Consider the following 2,598-nt stretch of genomic DNA (forward strand, 5'->3'; position numbering starts at 1 on the left):
ACTTCACGCGGCCGAGACCGTGCTGGACCGCGATGGAACCGGCGGCGTGACCATCCGTGCCGTTGCGCAGGAGGCCGCGGTGTCACCCATGAGCGTCTACAACAGGTTCGAGAGCAAGGACGGCTTGATCGTCGCATTGGCCATGCGGGCGTTGGACCAGCTTGGCAAGGCCATCGACGTGCCCAAGGACGTCGAGCCGGTCGAGCGCTTTCGCCAGGCATGCCGACGCTATCGAGAGTTCGCCCTGGGCCATCCCGCTCGCTACTCACTGATCTTCGGGGCAGGCAGTCCGCTCGAAGACCAGTCGTCCGAGGTGGCGAATTCCGGACGCAGCGTGTTCGCCGTGTTGGTCGGGCTGATCCGCGCACTGAGAACTCCAGCACGCAAGGATGATTCGGCCGAATCCGCACAGATCGTCTGGAGCGCTCTGCACGGCGCCGTCACCATCGACCAGGCGGGAATCGGACAGACACCCGACGCCGCCGCCACCTTTGAACGCATGCTGGACTTACTCACCGACAGCCTCGCAAATCGGCGATGACGGGTCGCTATGCACGCCCTACGGCCGTCCGAATGAGGAGCTCGGCAGCCGCGTCGACGCGAGAGACCTGGCCGGTTACCAGCACGTCCTGACACAGGCCCCTCAGACCGGAGACGACGATTGTCGCGCGGACACGCGCGTCGCGGCGCCCGTAACCCACTGAGACGAGGGCATCGCTGATTGGGCCGATCATCACGTCGACAGCCGTTCGGGCATAGGGACCGTAGGTGTCCGGGTCAGTAGTGGCGAGGCTGAGGACCTGCAACAGCATCCGTACGCTGCGCTGCTGATCCCCGCGCGTCAACCCGTGCCACAGCGCGTGCGCTGCGTCGCAGAACTCATCCTCCGTTGTGACATCACGGAACATCTCCCCAACCCTTGGCCGGCCGGCATCGAGAGCCTGCGCCAGGAGCTCCCCTCGGTCGGCGAAGTAGTACAGCAGCATTCTCTTGCTCGTCCCGAGCGCCTGCGCCATGGGCGCCAGTGACATGTCGTTGACCCCGTGCTCCTCCAAGTACGCCACGACGTCGCGGAGGAGCTCCTCACGCTTGACCGGATCCGGTGCACGGGCCATCCCTTGACCGTACCGATCGGTACGCGTATCGTCAATTATGTGCCGATCGGTACATGAATGATGCGGAAAGGCTGTGGATCACCATGGGTCCGACAAAAGTAGCGATCGTAGGGGCGGGCATCGGTGGCCTGGCCACTGCAAGCGCATTGAGCCATCGGGGTTTCGACGTCCACGTCTATGAACAGGCACGCCAACTCGGAGAGGTTGGTGCAGGTGTCGCGCTGGGCGCCAACAGCATCCGCCTTCTTGACCGGCTCGGCCTGCAAGGGCCGCTGAAGGACTACGGACCGCGCTGGACCAACTGGCGGTTCAGCGATGCTGGCGGGCGAGTGCTCATCGACCAGGCGATGAACGGCAGGGTTCTGGGAATGTACCGGCCCGACCTCATCGCCATGCTCACCGACAGCCTCCCGAAGGGCGCCGTGTCCACCGGCCACCGGTGTGTGGGATTTCGCCAGGACGCCGATCGCGCGATCGTGGAGTTCGCCGACGGCGAGCAGGCAGAGGCCGATCTGGTGGTGGCGGCCGACGGCATCCATTCCGTACTGCAGCGCCACGTCGTAGAGCCCAGCGACCCCGCGTTCTCAGGAAGCATCGCCTACCGCGGCGTGATCCCAGCTGACCGGGTCCCGGATTACCCGGGCACGGTATCCACGATGTCGATGGGCGACGGCAAGCACTTCCTCGTCTTCACCCTGCGAGGCGGCCAACTCATCAACTTCGTCGGCTTCGTTCCCAGCGACGACGAGATGCGCGAATCATGGTCAGCACCTGGCGATCCCGCGACCCTAGCTCAAGAGTTCGCTGGCTGGGACCCGACGGTGCAGCAGATCATCAGCCACGTCGACACCACCTTCCGCTGGGGCCTCTACGACCGGGCCCCCTTGTCCCGGTGGAGCAATGGTCGCCTCACGCTGTTGGGCGACGCCGCCCACCCGATGTTGCCGCACATGGGACAGGGCGCCAACCAGTCGATCGAGGACGCCGTCACACTCGCCACCGTGCTCGACGGCGTCGACCAAGCCGACATCCCCGACGCCTTGCTGCGCTACGCATCACTCCGCCGCGACCGGACCAGTCGAGTACAGCGCAATTCACGCAGCGGCGGCCGCGTCTACGACGGCGGCGACACCCCGGAGCGAGACGAAAGATTGCGCGGCACCGTGGCAGACCTTCTCTGGTCGCTGGACTACGACGTCGAAGCCGAAGTCCAGTCCTTCCTGGAAGAGTCATCGCTCAGCCGCGATGGTTAGTCGCTCGGCGGGGCGCCGTACTCCTTCTTCACCAGCAAGGTCGTGAGCCCGGCAAGTGCCAGAGGCACTGCTAGCACCATGAAGTATCCCGCAACACCGAGCGAGCTGAGCAGGACGCCGCCGAGCGCGGATCCGATGATCGTGCCCAAACGGCCAATACCGATACCCCATCCCGTTGCAGTCGAACGCAATTGCGTCGGGTACGCGTTGGCGATGAGGTAGTTCAGCGC

4 protein-coding genes are annotated in these 2,598 nt (G+C 65.0%); 2 read left to right on the forward strand and 2 right to left on the reverse strand.

Going from position 1 to position 2,598, the window contains the following annotated elements:
* A partial coding sequence (locus tag ACRDUX_RS01450) for a TetR/AcrR family transcriptional regulator (protein ID WP_526410316.1) occupies positions 1-541 on the forward strand: 541 nt, incomplete at its 5' end.
* A 7-nt stretch (positions 542-548) separates the two neighbouring features.
* Here ACRDUX_RS01450 and ACRDUX_RS01455 read toward each other — a convergent pair.
* Positions 549-1,115, reverse strand: a complete 567-nt coding sequence (locus ACRDUX_RS01455; RefSeq protein WP_526410318.1) for a TetR/AcrR family transcriptional regulator — start codon at positions 1,113-1,115, stop codon at positions 549-551.
* A 53-nt stretch (positions 1,116-1,168) separates the two neighbouring features.
* Here ACRDUX_RS01455 and ACRDUX_RS01460 point away from each other — a divergent pair, with 53 nt between their 5' ends.
* Positions 1,169-2,368 carry an FAD-dependent oxidoreductase gene (locus ACRDUX_RS01460; RefSeq protein WP_526410320.1) on the forward strand — a complete coding sequence of 400 codons (1,200 nt, stop codon included), beginning with the start codon at positions 1,169-1,171 and terminating at the stop codon, positions 2,366-2,368.
* On the opposite strand, the gene ACRDUX_RS01465 is transcribed toward ACRDUX_RS01460, so the two are convergent.
* The coding region (locus ACRDUX_RS01465; RefSeq protein WP_526410322.1) for an MFS transporter at positions 2,365-2,598 on the reverse strand (234 nt) is incomplete at its 5' end. The two genes, ACRDUX_RS01460 and ACRDUX_RS01465, sit on opposite strands and share 4 nt — an antisense overlap.

It is taken from the genome of Mycobacterium sp., from assembly GCF_050701675.1.
GTDB lineage: Bacteria > Actinomycetota > Actinomycetes > Mycobacteriales > Mycobacteriaceae > Mycobacterium.

Coding starts and splice junctions, on each gene's coding strand:
- ACRDUX_RS01455 (WP_526410318.1), bottom strand. CDS start 1,115: ATGGCCCGTGCACCGGATCCGGTCAAGCGTGAGGAGCTCCTCCGCGAC.
- ACRDUX_RS01460 (WP_526410320.1), top strand. CDS start 1,169: ATGAATGATGCGGAAAGGCTGTGGATCACCATGGGTCCGACAAAAGTA.